Annotated in this window: 16 protein-coding genes; 7 read left to right on the plus strand and 9 right to left on the minus strand. The window is 64.2% G+C overall.

Annotated features, from left to right (window positions below; genetic code table 11):
* Positions 1-160 precede the first annotated feature (160 nt).
* The 3 genes from ACVW17_RS05960 to ACVW17_RS05970 all read left to right on the plus strand — a co-directional run bounded on the left by ACVW17_RS05960 (position 161) and on the right by ACVW17_RS05970 (position 4,540).
* Positions 161-1,381, plus strand: a complete 1,221-nt coding sequence (locus tag ACVW17_RS05960; RefSeq protein WP_456751057.1) for an ABC transporter substrate-binding protein — start codon at positions 161-163, stop codon at positions 1,379-1,381.
* A 240-nt stretch (positions 1,382-1,621) separates the two neighbouring features.
* Positions 1,622-2,953 carry an IS1182 family transposase gene (locus ACVW17_RS05965; protein WP_456798932.1) on the plus strand — a complete coding sequence of 444 codons (1,332 nt, stop codon included), beginning with the start codon at positions 1,622-1,624 and terminating at the stop codon, positions 2,951-2,953.
* 360 nt (positions 2,954-3,313) lie between these two features.
* Entirely contained in the window at positions 3,314-4,540 is a 1,227-nt protein-coding gene (locus ACVW17_RS05970) for an ABC transporter substrate-binding protein (protein WP_456751058.1), read from the plus strand.
* A 203-nt stretch (positions 4,541-4,743) separates the two neighbouring features.
* On the opposite strand, the gene ACVW17_RS05975 is transcribed toward ACVW17_RS05970, so the two are convergent.
* The gene (locus ACVW17_RS05975; RefSeq protein ID WP_456751059.1) at positions 4,744-5,169 is read right to left on the minus strand and encodes a DUF1330 domain-containing protein; all 426 of its coding nucleotides are present in this window, start codon (positions 5,167-5,169) and stop codon (positions 4,744-4,746) included.
* A 139-nt stretch (positions 5,170-5,308) separates the two neighbouring features.
* Between ACVW17_RS05975 and ACVW17_RS05980 the strand changes: the two genes are divergently transcribed.
* Positions 5,309-7,567, plus strand: a complete 2,259-nt coding sequence (locus ACVW17_RS05980; RefSeq protein WP_456751060.1) for a transglycosylase domain-containing protein — start codon at positions 5,309-5,311, stop codon at positions 7,565-7,567.
* A gap of 180 nt (positions 7,568-7,747) precedes the next feature.
* On the opposite strand, the gene ACVW17_RS05985 is transcribed toward ACVW17_RS05980, so the two are convergent.
* From ACVW17_RS05985 to ACVW17_RS06000, 4 genes are all read right to left on the minus strand, one after another.
* Complete coding sequence (locus ACVW17_RS05985; RefSeq protein ID WP_456751061.1) at positions 7,748-8,587, minus strand: M48 family metallopeptidase; 840 nt, start codon at positions 8,585-8,587, stop codon at positions 7,748-7,750.
* A 198-nt stretch (positions 8,588-8,785) separates the two neighbouring features.
* Positions 8,786-10,114, minus strand: a complete 1,329-nt coding sequence (locus ACVW17_RS05990) for a polyhydroxyalkanoate depolymerase (protein ID WP_456751062.1) — start codon at positions 10,112-10,114, stop codon at positions 8,786-8,788.
* 128 nt (positions 10,115-10,242) lie between these two features.
* Positions 10,243-11,067, minus strand: coding sequence for an ABC transporter permease (locus tag ACVW17_RS05995; protein WP_456751063.1), 825 nt, complete (start codon positions 11,065-11,067; stop codon positions 10,243-10,245).
* Entirely contained in the window at positions 11,064-11,870 is an 807-nt protein-coding gene (locus tag ACVW17_RS06000) for an ABC transporter ATP-binding protein (protein WP_456751064.1), read from the minus strand. Before ACVW17_RS06000 ends, ACVW17_RS05995 begins: the two co-directional genes overlap by 4 nt.
* A gap of 105 nt (positions 11,871-11,975) precedes the next feature.
* Here ACVW17_RS06000 and ACVW17_RS06005 point away from each other — a divergent pair, with 105 nt between their 5' ends.
* Entirely contained in the window at positions 11,976-13,295 is a 1,320-nt protein-coding gene (locus ACVW17_RS06005) for an ActS/PrrB/RegB family redox-sensitive histidine kinase (protein ID WP_456751065.1), read from the plus strand.
* Between the two features lie 119 nt (positions 13,296-13,414).
* Entirely contained in the window at positions 13,415-13,969 is a 555-nt protein-coding gene (locus ACVW17_RS06010) for an ActR/PrrA/RegA family redox response regulator transcription factor (protein ID WP_021077587.1), read from the plus strand.
* Positions 13,970-14,288: 319 nt separating this feature from the next.
* On the opposite strand, the gene ACVW17_RS06015 is transcribed toward ACVW17_RS06010, so the two are convergent.
* Both ACVW17_RS06015 and ACVW17_RS06020 read right to left on the minus strand, forming a co-directional pair.
* On the minus strand, positions 14,289-14,771 hold the full coding sequence (locus ACVW17_RS06015) for an MmcB family DNA repair protein (protein WP_456751066.1): 483 nt from the start codon (positions 14,769-14,771) through the stop codon (positions 14,289-14,291).
* 22 nt (positions 14,772-14,793) lie between these two features.
* Entirely contained in the window at positions 14,794-14,958 is a 165-nt protein-coding gene (locus ACVW17_RS06020; protein WP_456796863.1) for a hypothetical protein, read from the minus strand.
* Between the two features lie 114 nt (positions 14,959-15,072).
* Between ACVW17_RS06020 and ACVW17_RS06025 the strand changes: the two genes are divergently transcribed.
* Positions 15,073-16,764 carry an alpha-amylase family protein gene (locus ACVW17_RS06025; protein ID WP_456751068.1) on the plus strand — a complete coding sequence of 564 codons (1,692 nt, stop codon included), beginning with the start codon at positions 15,073-15,075 and terminating at the stop codon, positions 16,762-16,764.
* Here the strand turns inward: ACVW17_RS06025 and ACVW17_RS06030 are convergent.
* Together ACVW17_RS06030 and ACVW17_RS06035 are read right to left on the minus strand one after the other, a co-directional pair.
* The gene (locus ACVW17_RS06030; protein WP_456796864.1) at positions 16,761-18,368 is read right to left on the minus strand and encodes an alpha-amylase family glycosyl hydrolase; all 1,608 of its coding nucleotides are present in this window, start codon (positions 18,366-18,368) and stop codon (positions 16,761-16,763) included. The genes ACVW17_RS06025 and ACVW17_RS06030 overlap by 4 nt on opposite strands.
* Positions 18,369-18,478: 110 nt before the next feature.
* Entirely contained in the window at positions 18,479-19,291 is an 813-nt protein-coding gene (locus ACVW17_RS06035; protein ID WP_456751070.1) for an RMD1 family protein, read from the minus strand.
* Positions 19,292-19,388 lie beyond the last annotated feature (97 nt).

Raw genomic sequence — 19,388 nt, forward strand, 5'->3', positions numbered from 1 at the left:
ATTCCCCGACCGGCGGCGTCCACCCGAATTCCGCGACATCGCGCGCAGGATGCCTCGTCTTGCAATGCCCCTGCCCTTCCTCCATCATCCCCGGCAACGGTGACATCCGCCGGCCCATCGCTTGCGGACAAGATCATCGGCAACATGGGAGGTCACGGACATGAGGAGCGTGCAATTGCTCGCTGCGACAGCGCTTGCCATCGCGTTGTCGGTTACGTCAGCCACCGCGCAGAAGAAATACGACATCGGCGCCACCGACACCGAGATCAAGATCGGCCAGACCGTGCCGTTCTCGGGCCCGGCATCCGCCTATGCCGGCATCGGCAAGACCCAGGCGGCCTATCTCAAGATGATCAACGATTCCGGCGGCATCAACGGCCGCAAGCTGAACCTGATCCAGTATGACGACGCCTACTCGCCGCCGAAAGCGGTGGAGCAGGTGCGCAAGCTCGTCGAGGGCGACGAGGTGCTGTTCACGTTCCAGATCATCGGCACGCCGTCAAATGCCGCCGTGCAGAAATACCTGAATGCCAAGAAGGTGCCGCAACTGCTCGCCTCCACCGGCGCCTCGCGCTTCTCCGATCCGCAGAACGCGCCGTGGACGATCGCGTTCAACCCGAACTACCAGTCCGAGGGCCGCATCTACGCCAAATACATCCTGGCCAATCACCCCAACGCCAAGATCGGCATCTTCTACCAGAACGACGATCTCGGCCGCGATTACATCACCGGCCTGAAGAGCGGACTTGGCGACAAGGCCGCCAGCATGATCGTCGCCGAGGTCTCCTACGAGTTGACCGACCCGACCGTCGATTCCCAGATCGTCAAGCTGAAGGCCGCCGGCGTCGACCTCGTCTATGATGCCTCGACGCCGAAATTCGCGGCGCAGGCGATCCGCAAGATCGCGGATCTGGATTGGCACCCGGTGCACATCCTCGACATCAATGCGAGCCCGGTGTCGGCGACGCTGAAGCCGGCCGGCCTCGACATCTCCAAGGGCATCATCTCGACCAATTACGGCAAGGACCCCGCCGATCCGCAGTGGAAGGACGATCCCGGCGTGAAGGCCTATTTCGCCTTCATGGACAAGTATTATCCTGACGGCGACAAGCTCAACACCGTCAACACCTATGGCTATTCGACGGCCGAGCTGCTGGTCCAGGTGCTCAAGCAGTGCGGCGACGATCTCACCCGCGAGAACCTGATGAAGCAGGTGACCAGCTTGAAGAAGTTCGTGCCGTCGCTGGCGCTGCCCGGCATGTCGATCACAACCGGACCGAACGACTATCGCATCAACAAGCAGATGCAGATGATGAAGTTCAACGGCGAGCGCTGGGAGCTGTTCGGCCCGATCATCGAGGATACGGGGCCGGCGGGTTAGGTCGTTTGCCGTTTTGAGATCCGTCATGCTGAGGAGGCCGCGCAGCGGCCGTCTCGAAGCACGACGGCCCAGCTGGGGCCGTTCATCCTTCGAGACGCGCGGAGCCTGTCATCGGGCCGCGCTTTGCGCGGACCCGGTGGCGCTCCTCAGAGGGTGTGATTTTTTTGGGGTTTCAGCGAGCATTATAGCCGAAAGCCGGCGCGGTGTGATTCTCTGGCGATGATGGATTCGCGGGAGGTGATGTTGGCTGCCGATGAGTTGTTTGGGGACCTGCCGGAGCAGGCGAAGCCACCAGTCGAAGCGGGCTTGCCCGGCGCTCCGCGGCTGCGTGAGCCCCAGCGCGACCAGATTGCGCTGCGAGCGGTTGATATTGAGAGCCTGATCGGGGAAGACCATCCGGTGCGGCTGATCTGGTCTTATGTCGAAGAGCTTGATCTGAGTGAGTTGGAGGACCGGATCAAGGCTCGCGGCGATCGTCCCGGTCACCCCGCGACCTCGCCCCGGCTTTTGCTGGCGCTGTGGCTCTATGCCGCCAGCGAAGGCGTTGGCAGCGCGCGGGCGTTGGAGCGGCTGTGCGAGAGCCACGATGCCTATCGCTGGCTGTGCGGCGGGGTGTCGGTGAACTATCACCTGCTGGCGGACTTCCGGGTCGGCAACGCCGATCTGCTTGACCGACTGCTCAGTGAGCATCTGGCAGCGTTGGCAAAGGCCGGTCTCGTCGATCTGGAGACCTTGGCGCAGGATGGCATGCGGGTCCGGGCCAGCGCCGGGGCCGCCTCGTTCCGGCGCGAGGCGACGCTGGATAAGCATTTGGCGCAGGCTGAGGCCGTGGTGGAAGACCTCAAGCGCGAGGTCGACACACGCTCGGACGCCAGCAATAAGCGTGCCCGGGCAGCCAAGGAGCGGGCCGCGCGGGAACGCAGCGCGCGGGTGAAGGCGGCGCAGACGGCGCTCGCCGAGATCAAGCAGCAGCGCAAGGAGCGCGAAGAAAGTCGCGGCAACGGCAAGACGCCGAAGGAGCCGCGGGCCTCCACGACGGACGCCTATGCACGGGTCATGAAGATGGCGAACGGCGGCTTCCGCCCCGCCTACAACGTGCAGGTGACGAGCGTGGCCGGCGAGCAGATCGTCGTCGACACCAGAATTTGCAACATCGGATCCGATCGCGGCCTGATGCGCCCCATGCTGGAGCGGCAGCGTGCGCGGCCCGGAGGGTTGCCCAAGGACCATCTCGTCGATGGCGGCTTTGGCAGTGCCGAGGACATCGAATGGGCCTATGCCGATGGCATCGATATCTTTTGTCCGCCCACTCAATCCAAGCACGGTACCGATCCCTATCTACCGCGGCGCGGCGACGGTCCGGGGGTGTTGGCCTGGCGTGCGCGAATGGCGAGCGAAGAGGGCAAGGCCCGATACAGGTCCCGGTCGATCTGCGAGTGCATCCATGCCCGCTGGCGCAATTGGGACCTGCGGCAATTGACCGTGCGCGGCATCGAAAAGGTCCGTGCCGTCGTGCTCTGGTACGCCCTCGTCAACAACATCCTGCAAGGCAACCGCCTCTCCAGAGCCTAAACAACGGGTCATCGCCGAACTCGAACTCAAACCTGCCAATTGCTGCGACGAACAGCCGCCAAAAACTCCGCAGGAGCCGAATCCGTCACAAGCTCTCAGGATGACGGAGATAATGCGTTTCCATCGGTCGGTTCGACGAACTAACTCCCTTTCGTGATGCGCACATCACTCCCCCCGCGCCCTTCCTTTCGCAGCGCCCCCTACTTTGGTTGACTGAAATCGCTCACCTTTTCGGCACTGCTCGTCTTGCGTCGCAGCAACGGTTCCTCCAGTATCCGGCGCAAGCGATGGCGGCCGCGGGATCTTGAACCCGCGGACAAGATCATCGGCCAACATCAGTCACGTGAGGGAAACAGCATTATGAGGAACGGGATTTTCCACCTGGTCACGGCAACGGCGCTCGCAATCGCGCTGTCGGCAACGGCGGCCTCCGCGCAGAAGAAATACGATCCCGGCGCGAGCGATACCGAGATCAAGATCGGCCAGACCGTGCCGTTCTCCGGACCGGCCTCCGCCTATGCCTCGATCGGCAAGACCCAGGCGGCCTATTTCAAGATGATCAACGATCAGGGCGGCATCAACGGCCGCAAGATCAATCTGATCCAGTATGACGACGCCTATTCGCCGCCGAAAGCCGTCGAGCAGGTGCGCAAGCTGGTCGAGAGCGACGAGGTGCTGCTCACCTTCCAGATCGTCGGCACGCCGTCGAACGCCGCGGTGCAGAAATATCTCAACGCCAAGAAGGTGCCGCAGCTGTTCGCCGCGACCGGCGCCTCGAAGTTCACCGACCCGAAGAACTTCCCCTGGACGCTCGGCTTCAACCCGAACTACTTCGTCGAAGGCCGCATCTACGGCCAGTATATCCTGAAGGAGCATCCGAACGCCAAGATCGGCGTGCTCTATCAGAACGACGACCTCGGCAAGGACTACCTGAACGGCATCAAGGCCGGCCTCGGCGACAAGGCGGCCAAGATGATCGTGGCCGAAGCCTCCTATGAGGTCTCCGACCCGACCATCGATTCCCAGGTGATCAAGATCAAGGATGCCGGCGCCGACCTGTTCTTCTCGGCCTCGACGCCGAAGCAGGCCGCGCAGGCGATCAAGAAGATCGCCGAGCTCGGCTGGCATCCGATCCACATCGTCGACATCAACGCCACTTCGGTGGGCGCGGTGTTGCAGCCCGCGGGCCTGGAGGCCTCCAAGGGCCTGATCTCGACCAACTACGGCAAGGATCCGGCCGATCCGCAGTGGAAGGACGATCCGGGCATGAAGCGCTATTTCGACTTCATGGCCAAGTACTATCCCGACGGCGACAAGAACTCGAACTTCAACACCTATGGCTACTCGACCGCGCAGCTGATGGTGCATGTGCTGAAGCAGTGCGGCGACGAGCTGACGCGCGAAAACGTGCTGAAGCAGGCGACCAACCTGAAGAACGTCGACCTCGACATGGCACTGCCCGGCATCAAGGGCAACACCACGCCGAACGACTATCGCGTCAACAAGCAGCTGCAGATGATGCGCTTCAACGGCGAGCGCTGGGAGCTGTTCGGCCCGATCCTTGAGGACGCCGGCCCGGCGGGCTAGCGGTTCGCGCAGGTTTGAACTGCAATCGGCGGCCTTTCGGCCGCCGATTGTCTTTGCGGACCACCCTATCACCGTCACCCTGAGGAGCCGTGAAGCGGCGTCTCGAAGGGCCGACGGCCCGGCTGTGGCCGATTCATCCTTCGAGGCTCGCTGCGCTCGCACCTCAGGATGACGGGGACAACGAGTGCGTGCAGCTCGCGCGGCTACTCCGGTATCTCGCCGAAATTCTTCCCGACCGGCAGCACCGCATGCCGGATCAGCCGCGAATCCTCGACGCCGGCCTGGCGGTGCTTCACCGCCTCGCGATAGACGGGATCGCGGATCATCTCGACGAAGGCGGCGACGCTTGGATATTCCGCGATGAAGCAGTGATCCCAGCGCTCCTCCTGCGGGCCGATCAGCATCAGCTCGAAGCGACCCTGCCAGACGATGCGACCGCCGAGCCGTTCAAACACCGGCCCGCTGTCGCGGCCGTAGGCCGCATAGGCTTCCGCGCCGGTCGCCTTGCGGCCGTCGGGATAGGCGGCCCATTCGCGCAAGCGCACCAGGTTGAGCATGTGGATCGGGCCCGGCCGGTTGTTGTCCCGGAATTGCGCAAACACGTCCTTGGTCGGATCGATATGGCCCATGCGGTGCTCCCCTTTTTCCTTTGTTCCACCTCAATGTAGCACGCGCTGCCCCACCTCCTAATCCCCCGTTAAGCTTTGCGTAACCGCGCCTTAAACCGGGAACGCTAGCGTGCGGCCCGGTGCGGTGTGAGCGTTGCGGATGGCGTGGGGACGTAAAAAAGGCGGTGGACGCAAGGAGCCGCTGTTCGGGCTTCCGGCCGCGCTTGCCGATCTCAGGCTGTCGCCTTCCGACCGCATTCCCGGCGGCGGTGACGACGGCAAACCTGCCAAATCGAAATCCAAGAGCGCCGACAAGGGCAACGAATCCGGTAGCGAGAGACCGCGCCCGTCGCGCAGCGGCACCAAACGACGCAGCAAGTCGCGCGGCTTCGGTATCGGCCGGCTGTTCTATTGGACCGCGGTGCTCGGCCTGTGGGCCGGCATTGCGGTGATCGGTGTCGTGGTGTGGGTCGGCGCGCATCTGCCGCCGATCCAGTCGCTGGAAATTCCCAAGCGCCCGCCGACGATCCAGATCGTCGGCATCGACGGCTCGGTGCTGGCGCAGCGCGGCGAGATGGCCGGCGCCAATATCGCGTTGAAGGATCTGCCGCCCTATCTGCCGAAGGCCTTCATCGCAATCGAGGACCGCCGCTTCTATTCGCATTTCGGCGTCGACCCGGTCGGCATTTTGCGCGCAGCCGCAACCAACCTGCTGCATCGCGGCGTCTCGCAGGGCGGCTCGACCTTGACGCAGCAGCTCGCCAAGAACCTGTTCCTGACCCAGGAACGCACCATGCAGCGCAAATTGCAGGAGGCCGAGCTTGCGCTGTGGCTGGAGCGCAAGCACTCCAAGGACGAGATCCTCGAACTCTACCTCAACCGCGTCTATTTCGGCTCCGGCGCCTACGGCGTCGAGGCCGCCGCGCAGCGCTATTTCGGCAAGTCGGCGAAGAACGTGACCTTGCCGGAAGCGGCGATGCTCGCGGGCCTGGTCAAATCGCCGTCGCGGCTGGCGCCGAACCGCAACCCGGAAGGCGCCGAGCAGCGCGCCCAGGTCGTGCTCGCGGCGATGGCCGACGCCAAATTCATCACCGAGGCCCAGGCAAAGGCCTCGATCGGCCAGCCCTCGATCGCGGTGAAGCCGGCCGGCGCCGGCACCGTGAACTATGTCGCCGACTGGATCGGCGAAGTGCTCGACGACCTGGTCGGCCAGATCGACCAGGACATCATCGTGCAGACCACGATCGATCCGAAGCTGCAGGGCGTCGCGGAAGCCGCCGTGATCGACGAGCTCGCCGCCAAGAGCGTCAAGTTCAACGTCAGCCAGGGCGCGCTGGTGGCGATGACGCCCGACGGCGCGGTACGGGCCATGGTCGGCGGAAGGAACTATTCCGAGAGCCAGTACAATCGCGCGGTCACCGCGAAGCGGCAGCCGGGCTCGTCGTTCAAGCCATTCGTCTATCTCACCGCGGTCGAGGCCGGGCTGACGCCCGACACCATCCGCACCGACGCGCCGCTCGACATCAAGGGCTGGAAGCCGGAGAACTACACCCACGAATATTTCGGCTCGGTGACCTTGACCCAGGCGCTGGCGATGTCGCTGAACACGGTCGCGGTGCGGCTCGGCGTCGAGGTCGGGCCCAAGAATGTGGTGCGCACCGCGCATCGGCTCGGCATCTCATCCAAGCTCGAGCCCAACGTCTCGATCGCGCTCGGCACCTCGGAAGTGTCCGTGCTCGAACTGGTCGGCGCCTATGCGCCGTTCGCCAATGGCGGCTACGCGGTGTCGCCGCATGTGGTGACCAGGATCAAGACCAGTACGGGCAAACTGCTCTACGACCGACCGACCGACCCGCCCAACCAGGTGATCGAGCCGCGCTATGACGCGATGATGAACGCCATGATGCGCGAGACGCTGATCTCGGGCACCGCGCGCAAGGCCGAGATTCCGGGCTGGACCGCCGCCGGCAAGACCGGCACCAGCCAGGATTATCGCGACGCCTGGTTCATCGGCTACACCGCCAAGCTCGTCACCGGCGTGTGGCTCGGCAATGACGACAATTCGCCGACCAAGAAGGCGACCGGCGGCGGCCTGCCGGTGGAGGTGTGGACCCGCTTCATGAAATCAGCGCATCAGGGCGTGCCGGTGGCGGCGATCCCGAACTCGCAGGGCAGTTGGGGACCGGCGAACCTGATGCAGATCTCGTCGCAGGTCACCGCGCCATCAGCGCCATCAGCGCCGCTGCAGATCCAACCGCCGATGCAGGCCCCGCCGCCGGCGCCGGTGCCATCCGGCGGTTACTATCGCCAACCTTCGCCGATGCCGGCCCGCGCCTCCGCACCGCCACCCAACCCGAACGCGCGGCCGGAAGCGGCAGCAGGGCTGGATGGCTGGCTCGCGGATCGGTTGTTTCGGTAAGCGTTAGGCACCGCGAATCCAACTGCCATCCCCCGCGCATGCGGGGGATCCCAGTACGCCGCGGCTTATCGGTTGAACACGAATGCCTCTGGAATACTGGATCGCCCGCTTTCGCGGGCGATGACAGCAGGGGTGGCGGAGACGCTGTGCGTCAGATGGGCAGAGCGACGAGAATCTCGCCTACTCCTGGATTCCGTAGCGGTGCAGGTCGTTGCCGTGGGTGTCGAGCCAGGTCTTGGCGCGCGTGACCGAGGCGCAGACCTTGTCGACCACCCGCCAGAACCGCGCCGAGTGATTCATCTCGACGAGATGCGCGACCTCATGCGCGGCGAGGTAATCGAGCACGAAGGGCGGCGCCAGGATCAGCCGCCACGAGAACGACAGCGAGCCCGCCGAGGTGCACGAGCCCCAACGGCTGGACTGGTCGCGGATGGAGATCCGCCGCACCCGCACGCCGAGTTCCGCGGCATGCAGCGCCGCCGCCTTCTGCAAATCCTTGCGCGCCTCGCGCTTGAGGAAGTCATGCACCCGGCGGTCCATGTGCTCGACGCCGCCGGCGACGCACAGGATCTTCTCGCCGCTGTCGCGGGTCTCGGTCCACACCGTGCCGCGCTCGCCCGAGCGATGCACCAGCCGATGCGGCACGCCGCGCAACGGCACCACGGTGCCGGGCTGAAACGGCGCGGCCTTCGGCAAACGGCCAAGACGGGCGGCGATCCAGCCGCCATGGATGTTGGCGAACTCCTTGGCTTCGACGATCGTGCCGCGCGGCGGCATCGTCAGGATCGCTTCGCGATCGGTCGGATGGATTCTGAGCGTATAGCGGCGCGCACGCCTGTGCCGGCGCAACCTGACGGTGAAAAACTGGGAGCCGTGTCTGACCAATACGGTCGCGGGTTCGGCAGGCCGCCGATAGAGGAGCGCGCGAGTAGCCATGTCTGAAAGTCCGGGGAGCAGGAGTTCGCCCGAACTTTGCCATATCCGCCGCCAGGGAAAGCGCTCGGCGCAAAAACAAATCATTTGCCCAATATACAGGGGTCGGCCGTTAACTGACCTCTACCGGCTGGGGCTGGAACCGGATTTTTTCTGATGAATCCGAATATCTAAAAAGGCCCATGAGATGAAACGAAATTCACCCCTTGTTCGCAGCCCGATTTGAGAATCTTTTAGTTAAATCAGTGGCTTGCGCGACCGCGAAAATCGCGGCCGGGACGATACCTATTCTGCCGCAGCGACCAGAGAAAGCCGCGTATTGGCCGCCGAAACCATGAAATCGGAGATCCGCGGCACGATTTCGGAGCGGAACCGCGAGCCGTTGAACACGCCGTAATGACCGACGCCCTTCTGCACATAGTGCACCCGGCGATGGTTCGGAATCGCGGTGCAGAGCGCGTGCGTCGCCTCGGTCTGACCGAGGCCGGAGATGTCGTCCTTCTCGCCTTCCACCGTCATCAGCGCGACGCGGCGGATCTTCGACGGATCGACCGGCTTGCCGCGATGGGTCATCTCGCCCTTCGGCAGCGCGTGCTTGACGAAGACGAGGTCGACGGTCTGCAGATAATACTCGGCGGTGAGATCCATCACCGCGAGGTATTCGTCATAGAATTCGCGGTGCTTGTCGACGAGGTCGCCGTCGCCCTTCACCAGATTGGCGAACAGCGCCTTGTGCGCGTCCATGTGCCGATCCAGGTTCATGCTGATGAAGCCGTTGAGCTGCAGGAAGCCCGGATAGACGTCGCGCATCACGCCCGGATGCGGGAACGGCACCTTGGTGATGACATTGTTGCGGAACCATTCGATGCCGCGCTCTTCCGCGAGGTTGTTGACCGCGGTCGGATTGCGGCGGGTGTCGATCGGACCGCCCATCAGCGTCATCGACAGCGGTACAAAGGGATCGTTGTTGGCTTCCATCACCGAGACGGCCGCAACAACCGGCACCGACGGCTGGCACACGGCAATCACGTGCATGTTGCCGCCGAGCGCATGCAGCATCTCGATCAGATAATCGACATAGTCGTCGAGATCGAACCGCCCTTCCGCGAGCGGCACCATGCGCGCATCGGCCCAGTCGGTGATGTAGACCTCATGCGTCGGCAGGAATGCCTCGACCGTGCCGCGCAGCAGCGTCGCATAGTGGCCCGACATCGGCGCCACGATCAGCACGCGCGGCTGCGGCGCGCGCAGCGGACGCGTCAGCTTGCGATCGAAATGCAACAGGCGGCAGAACGGCTTTTCCCAGATCGAACGGACCTCGACCGGTGTGCGGACGCCGTTGACCTCGGTGGTCGGCAGGTTCCAGTCCGGCTTGCCGTAGCGGCGCGTGGTGCGCTCGAACAGCTCGCAGCCGGCAGCGATCGATTTGCCGAACTCGGTATGCGACCACGGATTGAGCGGGTTCTGAAACAGGATCTTGGTGGCGTCGGTCACGGCACGCGCGGGGTTGAGCGACGCGTGCGCCATCTCATACATCCAGTACAGCGGCGTCGTGAGTGCCGGGCTGCCTTCCGCCACGAGTGGCGGGGCACCGCCAAATTCACCGATGGGCATTGTAGTTCTCAGACCCCTGTTTGCGCCGCAGCATACTGACCAATGCGCAACAATGCGTCAATGCGCCGCGAGACCCATGTGGGGCCGATATCGGGCTAAAACACCGGAAATCCACGAGAAAGTGACATTTATTCACCACCTGACAGCAGTGAGCCGTGGCGCTTGGCGCTCTGCAAAAGGGCAAGGAAGACCGCAAAAGAGGCAGCGAACAGGATGGCGTTGATGACGAGCGCCCAAACCATCAGGTCGGCGCGGAAGACGTGGTCGATCAACAGCGAGCGCATGCCCTCGAACACATAGGTCGGCGGCAGCGTCCAGGCGACCACTTGCAGCCAGCCCGGCAGCACCTCGACCGGATAGTAGATGCAGGCGAGCGGCATCACCGCGAACATCAGCGTCCAGACGATGCTTTCCGCGCCCAACCCGTTGCGCAGCACGAGGCCGGAGGCGAACACGCCGACCGACCAGCTGGTGAAGATCAGATTGCAGAAGAACGCGATCAGCGGCAGCCCGATGGCGTAGAAGTTGAAGCCGAAGAAGACCAGCGCCAGCAGCGTCATCGGGATCACGCCGATCGCGAGCCGGATCAGGCTCATGATCATCAGCGAGAGCAGGAATTCGATCGGCTTCAGCGGGCTCATCATCAGGTTGCCGAGATTGCGCGCCCACATCTCTTCGAGGAACGAGATCGAGAAGCCGAGCTGGCCGCGAAACAGGATATCCCACAGGATGACGGCGCCGATCAGCGTGCCGCCGGCCTTGGCGAAGAAGCCGGATGTCTGCGAGATGTAGTTCTGCAGGAAGCCCCAAGTGATGATCTGCAAGGCCGGCCAGTAGATCAGCTCCAAGAGCCGCGGCCATGACGACATCAGGAGATACCAATAGCGCAGCACCATCGCGTTGATGCGATGCAGGGAAATGCCGCGCGGCGGATGGCTGACGATCTCGCTCATGGTGTGCCCTCCGGAGCGCCCTCGCGCAGACGGCCGCGGGCCACGTCGAGAAACACCTCCTCCAGCGTGTCGCGGTTGTAGCGCGCCATGATCCGCTCCGGGCTGTCGTCGTCCTCGATCTTGCCCCGCTTCATGATGATGACGCGGTCGCACAGCCGCTCGACCTCCAGCATGTTGTGCGATGCCAGCAGGATGGTCGCGTTATGGGTCTTGCGATAGGTCTCGAGATGCTCACGCACCCAGTCAGCCGTGTCAGGATCGAGCGATGCGGTCGGCTCGTCGAGCAGCAGCAGGTCCGGCGCGTTGATCAGCGCCTTGGCCAGCGCGACGCGGGTCTTCTGCCCGGCGGAGAGCTTGCCGTTGGCGCGGTCCAAAAATTCCTTGAGATCGAGATCCGCGGCGAGCTGGTCGATCCGCTCGCGCAGATGCTTCACGGCATAGAGCCGGCCGAAAATGGTCAGGTTCTGCCGCACCGTGAGCCGCATCGGCATGTCGACATAGGGGCTCTCGAAATTCATCCGGCCGAGCACGTCATATCGCTGCTCGGGGATCTTGGCGCCGAGCACCGCGACGCTGCCCGAGGTCGGCAGCACCAGCCCCATGATCATTGCGATGGTCGTGGTCTTGCCGGCGCCGTTGCCGCCGAGCAGGCCGGTGATGCTGCCGCGGGCGATGCGGAACGAGATATCGTCGACCGCGCGGGTGGTCTTGTAGACCTTGACGAGGTGCGCAACGTCGATCGCGGCCGATCCGTCCTGATCGGCCGCGGGCGTTTGCGCCGGACCTGTCCCGCTCTGTTGCATATGGCCGTCATTGAGCCATTGCGACAATAAGCGCAAGGCTTCGCACACGTCCTTGCGCTAAGTCGCGAATTTGTGCGCCGCCCGCGGCACAGCTAAAGTCCAGGCATGACCGACGTCGCTTCCGATTTCCGCCAACCCCGCCGCTATGTCCGCCTGGATACGATCCTGCGGCTGCGCTGGCTCGCCGCGCTCGGCCAGCTGGTCGCGATCTTCATCGTGGCGCAGGGACTGGAATTCGACGTTCCGATCGTCCCCTGCGTCACCATCGTGACCTTCTCGGCGCTGCTCAATCTGGCGCTGCAGGTCGCGTTCAACCCGATGCAGCGGCTGGAGCCGGCCTATGCCGCGGCCCTGCTCGCGATCAACATCGTCGAGCTCGGCGGCCTGCTGTACTTCACCGGCGGCCTGCAGAACCCGTTCTCGTTCCTGTTCCTGGCGCCGGTCCTGATCTCGGCCACGGTGCTGCCGATCCGGCTGACCATGGCGCTCGGCTGCCTTGCGGTCGCCTGCGCCTCGGCACTGTTCTTCTATCATCTGCCGCTGCCCTGGGATAACGACGATCCGCTGGTGCTGCCGCCGATCTATCTGATCGGCGTCTGGCTCTCGATCCTGCTCGCGATCGGCGTCACCAGCCTTTATGCATTCCAGGTGACCGAGGAGGCGCGCCAGCTCTCCGACGCGCTTGCCGCGACCGAGCTGGTGCTGACGCGCGAGCAGCATCTGACGCAGCTCGACGGCCTCGCCGCCGCCGCCGCGCACGAACTCGGCACGCCCTTATCGACGATCTTCCTGATCTCGCGCGAGCTCGAGAAGACGGTGCATGACCCGGCGATCACCGGCGACCTGAAGACGGTGCGCGAGCAGGCGCAGCGCTGTCGCGACATCCTGAGCAAGATTGCGCAATTGTCATCGAGCGGCGCGCCATTCGACACCATGAAGCTGTCGACTTTGATCGAGGAGGCGGTGGCGCCGCATCGCGATTTCGGTATCAACATCAAGGTGCGGCTTGCTGTCGCAGCAACGCGCGAGCCGGTCGCAGCACGCAATCCGGCGATCCTCTATGGCGTCGGAAACATTCTCGAAAATGCGGTTGATTTCGCCCACCAGACCGTCGAGGTGAACGCCTGGTGGAACGCCGAAACCATCGAGATCGTCGTCTCCGACGACGGCCCGGGCATCGCGCCCGACATGCTGAAGCGGATCGGCGAGCCCTATTTGTCGCGCCGTCGGGGCGCAGATGAGGCCCAAAATGCCCGTGGCGGCTTGGGCTTGGGCGTTTTCATCGCGCGGACGCTGCTGGAACGCACCGGAGCCAAGGTATCGTTTACCAATCGCACCTTTCCCGATCACGGCGCCGTGGTGCAGATCGTGTGGCCGCGCGAGCGCTTCGAGGAATCGGCGGGAGACACAGAGGCGTCATCTTAAGAACGGTTCTCAATCGCGCCTCTGGCATACCGGATGCAGCCACCGCGACTTTCGGCTGCCTTGGCAGCGCCCCAGTGCAACCCCATATTCAGCGGGTCTATCACAGGGAAAAATGGATCGTGAACGCAATCGCTGAACTGAATGACCATGCTGACAAATCGCTCCTCATCGTCGAGGACGACAAGCCGTTCCTGGAACGCCTGTCGCGCGCGATGGAGACGCGCGGCTTCTCGGTGAAGTCATGCGATACGGTGTCCGACGGCATTGCCGAGATCGGCCGCGCCGCTCCCGCGTTCGCGGTCGTCGACCTCCGGCTCGGCGACGGCAACGGTCTCGACGTCGTGTCGGCGTTGAAGCGCAAGCGCCCCGAGGCGCGCGCGATCGTGCTGACCGGCTACGGCAACATTGCCACCGCCGTCACCGCGGTGAAGATGGGCGCCGTCGACTATCTCTCGAAGCCCGCCGATGCCGACGACGTCGTCGCTGCCCTGCTTGCGACCGGCACCGAGAAGTCCGAGCTGCCGGCCAATCCGATGTCGGCGGACCGCGTGCGCTGGGAGCACATCCAGCGCATCTACGAGATGTGCAACCGCAACGTCTCGGAGACCGCGCGCCGTCTCAACATGCACCGCCGCACCTTGCAGCGCATCCTCGCCAAGCGCGCGCCGCGCTAGGCGACGGGTTCATTTTGGTTTCGCGATGGCCGGGCCTTGCCCGGCCATTTGCGTTTGTGGGACGTAGCCCGGATGGAGCGAAGCGAAATCCGGGACGCATCATCCGCGGACGGGCTTACCCGGATTGCGCTGCGCTTCATCCGGGCTACGGAGCTCCTCGTACACCTCCATCTCCGTCACCCTGAGGAGGCCGCGAAGCGGCCGTCTCGAAGGGTCGACGGCCACCAGCCGGGCCGATTCATCCTTCGAGGCTCGCCAAGCGGCGCAATTGCGCCGCAAGGCTCACACCTCAGGATGACGGGTCAAGATCGCGTCTACCCTAAAACTCATGTCCCTGCGGATCGATCAGGCGATTGATCCGCTGCGCCGCGGCCATCGCAAAGCGCACCGTCATCGCCTTGCGGGTTGCCGCCGGCAGGCGATGCTCCGGCGCCTCGCAATGCAGGTGCGCGCCATAGGCGTCGGCGATGATCAGGCCGGTGTCGACCGGGAAGATCTCGCACGGCAGATCCTGCGTGAAGGCGAAGAACAGCCGGTCGCAATGCATCCGGTAGTCCTGCCATTTCTGGTCGGCACGCAAATCCTCGACCGACGACTTGATCTCGACGATCCAGATCTCGCCGCGCTCGTTCAGCGCGACCAGGTCGGCACGGCGGCCGGACGGCAGCGGCAATTCGCTGATGCAGGAGAATCCCAGCGATCTCAGAAGTCGCGCGGTGCCGCGCGCGATCGCAAGCGCGGTCTCCGACTGGCGTCGGTCGGGCGCAGGAACAAGCGCGATCTGGCGGGCGGGTGACTCCATCCAGGCAGATTAGCCGATTCCATCAGAGAATGATCCCGAAAAGTGAAAGCAGATCGCGCAGCGCAAGGCGCTGAACGAGAAGCTCGCCGCGCTGGTCGCCAAGCTTGACAACATCGCCGAGCACCGCGAGAGCGCGGGCGTCATCGTTCGACCGCGTGGTCGAGGATACGTTGAAGGCGCAGATCAAGCGGTCGGACTCTGGCGGAAAGTGTCGTCCGGCGGTTGACGGGACGACACCCTCCGCAGGAACTCACCGCTGCCTCGCCGCTTATCTCCGGCTGCCGCCGGAGAGGATGGCCTGGTGATCGACGACCTCTGGTACAAGAATGGCGTGATCTATTGTTTGTCCGTCGGCACCTATATGGACGCCAACGGCGACGGGATCGGCGATTTCAGCGGCCTGCTGCGGCGACTGGACTATCTGCACGGGCTCGGCATCACCACGATCTGGCTGATGCCGTTTCAGCCGTCGCCTTGCCGCGACGATGGCTACGACATTTCGGACTATTACGGCGTCGATCCGCGCTACGGGACGCTCGGCGATTTCGTCGAGTTCACCCATGGCTGCCGGCAACGCGGCATCCGCGTGATCATCGACCTCGTCGTCAATCACACCTCGGACCAGCACGCCTGGTTTCGATCGGCGCGCAGCGCGAAGGATTCACCCTTCCGCGACTGGTACGTCTGGTCGGACAAGAAGCCCGCCAACGCCAACACGGGCATGGTGTTTCCCGGCGTCCAGAAATCGACCTGGACGCGCGACAAGCAGGCAGGAGCCTGGTACTTCCACCGCTTCTACGATTTCCAGCCGGATCTCAACACGTCGAACCCGCACGTCCAGGCCGAGATCCTCAAGATCATGGGATTCTGGACCCAGCTCGGCGTCTCCGGTTTCCGCATGGATGCGGTGCCGTTCGTGATCGCGACCAAGGGCGCCTCGGTGCGCAAGCCGGTCGAGCAATACGACATGCTGCGAGCATTTCGCGAATTCCTGCAATGGCGCCAGGGCAACGCGATCATCCTCGCCGAAGCCAACGTGCTGCCCGAGACCGACATGGAGTATTTCGGGCGCGACGGCGACCGAATGCACATGATGTTCAACTTCCACGTCAACCAGCATTTGTTCTACGCGCTCGCGTCCGCGGATACAAAGCCGTTGGCGAAGGCCCTGACGGCAACCAAGCCGCGGCCCGCCACCGCGCAATGGGGCTTGTTCCTGCGCAATCACGACGAACTCGACCTCGGCCGCCTGACCAAGGCGCAGCGCGAGACGGTGTTCGAAGCATTCGGTCCGGACAAGAGCATGCAGCTCTACGACCGGGGCATCAGGCGGCGCCTTGCGCCGATGCTGGGCGGCGACCGACGGCGTCTGGAGCTCGCCTACAGCGTGATGTGCACGCTTCCCGGCACGCCCGTCATTCGCTACGGCGATGAGCTCGGCATGGGTGACAATCTCGATTTGCCCGAACGCACCTGCGCGCGCACGCCGATGCAGTGGTCGACCGAACCGCACGGCGGCTTTACCGAAAGCGACCGGCCATGCGTGCCCGTGATCGACGACGGCCCCTATGGCTATGAGCACGTCAATGCCGCCAAGCAGCGGCGCGATCCCAATTCGATGCTGAACTGGACCGAGCGCATCATCCGCATGCGCAAGGAAGTCCCCGAGGTCGGCTGGGGCGACTTCAAGGTCATCGCAAGCCGAAACCCTGCCATCCTGATCATTCGTTACGACTGGCGCAACAACTCGGTGCTGTTCGTGCACAATTTCGCGGAGAAGCCACTCGAGATATCGTTCAATGTCGGGTTGCCCGACGACGCCGGCAACCTCCTCGTCAACCTCCTGACCGAGGATCACAACCGCGCCGACGATGGCGGCCGCCACACGCTCCTGATCGAGGCCTACGGCTATCGGTGGTATCGGGTCGGTGGGCTCGACTACCTGCTCAAGCGCAGCGATATCGACACCAAGACGCCCCGCACATCCCGCTAATCGTCCTGATGCGGCCCTAGGATCACGCCTTCATTGGCGCGCAGCTCGAGCACGCCTTCGACCTTCTCGCCCTGCCGGTCCATCAAGGTCGACAGCAGAACCTCGTTGCTGAAGCCGATCGCGCTGGAGGAGACCGACGCGGGAGCCGCACCGAAATTCAGCGCAATCACCGCAACGCCCTCGGCGCTGCGCCGCCGATAGAGCAGCACATCGCCATGCGCGGCGACCGGCTCATAGCTGCCATGGACGAGCTGCGGCAGCTTGCGCCGCAACGCGATCAGCGCCTTGTAGAGATTGAGGATCGACGCCGGCTCCGCCTCGAGGCTTGCGACGTTGTCGCTGGCAAAGTCCTGCGCCAGCGGCAGCCACGGCCTTGCGGTCGAGAAGCCGGCATAACGCTCCGCGCTCCATTGCATCGGGGTGCGGCAGCCGTCGCGGCCGACGCCGATACCAGGCACGTTGTTCTCGAAGGGATCGCGCACCTCGTCAGGGGCGATCGCAACCTGGTGCATGCCGATCTCGTCGCCGTAATAAAGCGTCGGCGTGCCGCGCAGCGTCAGCAGCAGCATCGCGGCGACCGGCGCCTGCGCGGGTCCCACCCGGCTCGCTACCCGCGGCCGGTCGTGATTGCCGAGCACCCAGTTCGGCCACGCGCCCGGCGGCAGCGCCTTTTCGTAATCGGCGATGATCTGCTCGACTGCACGCGCGCTCCACAAGGTCGACAGCAGCGCGAAGTTGAACGGCATCTGCGCGCCGCGCAGATCATTGCCGTAATAGGCGACCAGCCGGTGCAGCGGCAGATAGATCTCGCCGATCAGCACGCGGTTGTCGAACTCCTCGGTGACGCCGCGCATCTCGGTGATGACGGCGTGCACCTCGAGCTGGTCGGTCGAATATTGCGTCAGCACCTTCTCGTGCGGCGGCCGGCCTTCGCGGTAATGCGGGTTCGGCGGGTTGTCGCGGAATTCGGCGTCCTTGATCAGGTGCCAGATCACGTCGACACGAAATCCGTCGACGCCCTTGCGCAGCCAGACGCGCATCACCTCGTATATCGCGTCCCTGACCTCGCGATTGCGCCAGTTGAGATCGGGCTGCTGCGCGAGGAAGGCGTGATAGTAATATTGGCCTGAAGCCTCGTCATAGGCCCACGCGCTGCCGCCGAACTCCGACAGCCAATTGTTGGGCGGACCGCCATCCGGCGCCGGGTCGCGCCAGATGTACCAGTCGCGTTTCGGATTGTCGCGCGAGCTCTTCGCCTCGATGAACCAGGGATGCTGATCGGAGGTGTGGTTCGGCACCAGATCGAGGATCAGCTTGAGGCCGGCATCGTGCGCGGCCGCGACCAGCTCGTCGAAATCCTCCATCGTCCCGAACAGCGGATCGATGCCGGTGTAATCGGAGATGTCGTAGCCGAAATCGGCCATCGGCGAAGTGAAGATCGGCGACAGCCAGACCGCGTCGACGCCAAGCCGCGTCAAATAAGGCAGCCGCGCGATGATCCCCCTGAGATCGCCGACACCGTCGCCGTCGCTATCCTGGAACGAGCGCGGATAGACCTGATAGAAGATGCCGCGCCGCCACCAGTCCCTGTTGTCCTGGTCCATCCCATTCCCCCCTCGCTCGCCGCCCCGTGTCCCGAGGGGTGTCCGCAGGTTCAGGGATGACGCACAATTCGGGACGGAAAGATGGCGCCGTAGCCCGGATGCAAGGCGCTTTAGTGGCGGGCCATCGCCAACTGGTAGATGGTGATCAAGACCTCGAACAGGATCAGGAAGACGATGATCAGCTCCAGCCGCAGCGAGCGGCCGGTGTCGATGATGTCGGTCAAGACCTGCGCGGTCTCGGCGACGACGCCGAGCTTGCGGTTGAGCGATTCCGCACGCTCCTTCAACTCATACTCGTCCTCGAGCCGGGAATAGAGCCGCTCGAGCTGCGGCTTGTCCCAGAGGATGTCGGGCTTCTCCGACACCTCGACAGGTCCGGCCACGCGGTGCCGCACCAACAGCGCGTTGCCGATGTGCTTGAGGATCGCAACGCGGCCGCCATGCACCCGGCCGCCCTTGGCGAGTTCGCGCGCGAGCGGCTCGGTGGTGTCGAACACAGCCCGCACCTCGCGTTCATGCCGGGCCAGCACCGCGCTCTTGGCCAGCGCCTCGCCGACCAGGATCAGCCGCTCCGGCGACAGGCTTTGCAGATAGATCGGACCGCCCGGCGGAATCTGGTCCTCCTTCTCCGCGGCGACCTCGATGATCGCGATCTCCTCCTCGCGCCGCGCGAACAGGCCGGTCATGCGCGACTGCAGGCTGCGCAGGAATTCATCCTCCTCGAGCGCGTTGAGGCCGATCAGGACCACGACGCCGTAGCGGAACAGGATCGCCACACCATTGTCATTGACGCGAAACGCCAGCGGCGTCGTGGCCAGCACGTCGCCACGCTCGAGGCCGGACGTGTTGATGCGGTCCGCGACGAAGAAGGCACGGGCGGTGGTCCGGGGTCCGCCGAGCGGTGAGTTGGGAGCCTGGGTCATGACGTTCCGGACTGCGAGGGCTTGACGCGTGTTGCGAGCGACCGCGTACCGGCCTGCTCATGAATTGTTCTGTTGGACCTTATCACGGTCCGATTTG

This window comes from Bradyrhizobium sp. USDA 4473, from assembly GCF_054063335.1.